At 60.6% G+C, this 1,637-nt stretch carries 2 protein-coding genes; one reads left to right on the top strand and one right to left on the bottom strand.

Annotated features, from left to right (window positions below; genetic code table 11):
• Positions 1 to 743, top strand: a 743-nt coding sequence (locus DBR24_RS33585; RefSeq protein ID WP_256591797.1) for an AAA-associated domain-containing protein, incomplete at its 5' end; no start/stop codon positions are given.
• 24 nt (positions 744 to 767) lie between these two features.
• On the opposite strand, the gene prpD is transcribed toward DBR24_RS33585, so the two are convergent.
• Positions 768 to 1,637, bottom strand: an 870-nt coding sequence (prpD, locus tag DBR24_RS24505; RefSeq protein ID WP_128616028.1) for a 2-methylcitrate dehydratase, incomplete at its 5' end; no start/stop codon positions are given.

Raw genomic sequence — 1,637 nt, forward strand, 5'->3', positions numbered from 1 at the left:
GCAAACAACTGCCGATCAAATCGATCCTGATCGTCACCCACAACATCGAAGAAGCGGTGCTGATGTGCGACCGCATTCTGGTGTTGTCGTCCAACCCCGGGCGGGTGGTAGCGGAAATCAAAGTGCCGTTCGCCCACCCACGCAATCGGCTGGATCCGACTTTTCGGCAGATGGTCGATGACATTTACGCGCAGATGACCGACCGCCGCAGCGCCGATGCCAGTGCCGGCAAGCCCGAGCTGAAAATGAGCAGCCCGCTGCCGGAAGTCTCGACCAACCTGATGGCCGGCCTGATTGAAACGATCGCCGCCGAACCCTACAACGGCCACGCCGGTCTGCCCACTGTGGCCGAGCGGCGCTTGCTGGAAGTCGATGACCTGTTTCCGGTGGCCGAGATGATCGAACACCTCGGTTTTGCCGAACTCAAGGGTGCCGACATCACCCTGACCGAGGCCGGTAAACTGTTCGCTGACTACGGCACCCAGGAACGCAAAACCCTGTTCGCCGAGCACCTGATTCGCCATGTGCCGCTGGCGGCGCGCATCCGTCAGGTGCTGCTGGAGCGCAATGGTCACCGTGCGCCGCGAGTGCGTTTCGAGCAGGAACTGCAGGACTCGTTGACCGAAGCCTTCGTCGAGAAAACCCTGGAAGTGGTGATCGCCTGGGGCCGTTACGCGGAGATTTTCTCCTACGACGACCACACCGAAACGTTCAGCCTGGAGGATGTCGAGGGCAGCCTGTAGCCCTCGGCATCTCTGGCGCTGCGCCTAAATCACCAACAAGTCGACGAAGCGATTGACCGGCGTGGCTTCAAGCTGCGCCTGATCCTTGCACAAGGTGAAGATCTGCTGGCTGCGCTGGGCGGTGAAGCGCGTCGCCAGGTTGGCCTTGAACTTGTCTTCAAGCAATGGAATGCCTTCGGCGCGACGGCGACGATGGCCGATCGGGTATTCCACCACCACATTTTCGGTGCTGGAACCGTCCTTGAAAAACACCTGGACGGCGTTGGCAATCGAGCGTTTGTCGGCCTCCAGATATTCGCGGGTGAAACGCGGATCCTCGACGATGACCATTTTCTCGCGCAGCACATCGATGATCGGGTGCGCGGCGTGGAAATCATCCTCGTACTGCTCCGCCACCAGATTACCGAACGCCAGCGGTACGGCGGTCATGTACTGAATACAGTGGTCGCGGTCGGCGGCGTTGGCCAGCGGCCCGACTTTGGAAATGATGCGAATCGCCGACTCGTGGGTGGTGATGACGATGCGGTCAATCTCGTGCAGCCGATTGCGCACCAACGGGTGCAGGGTGACGGCCGCTTCGCAGGCGGTTTGCGCGTGGAATTCGGCGGGGAAACTGATCTTGAACAGCACGTTTTCCATCACGTAACTGCCGTAGGGTCGCGAAAAACTGAAGGCACGCTTGCCCTCTGGCTTGAGCGCCAGATCGTTGTTGGTGTGGCTGAACGACACGTCGTAGAAGCCCCATTGCCTGGCCGTCAGCACGCCGGGAATACCCATTTCGCCGCGCAGGGCGATGTCGGCCAGACGCACGCCACGACTGGTCGCATCCCCCGCCGCCCAGGATTTGCGCGACCCTACGGCAGTTACGTGATGGAAAACGTGCTGTTCAAGATC

Source organism: Pseudomonas sp. HMWF006, assembly GCF_003061205.1.
GTDB lineage: Bacteria > Pseudomonadota > Gammaproteobacteria > Pseudomonadales > Pseudomonadaceae > Aquipseudomonas > Aquipseudomonas monsensis.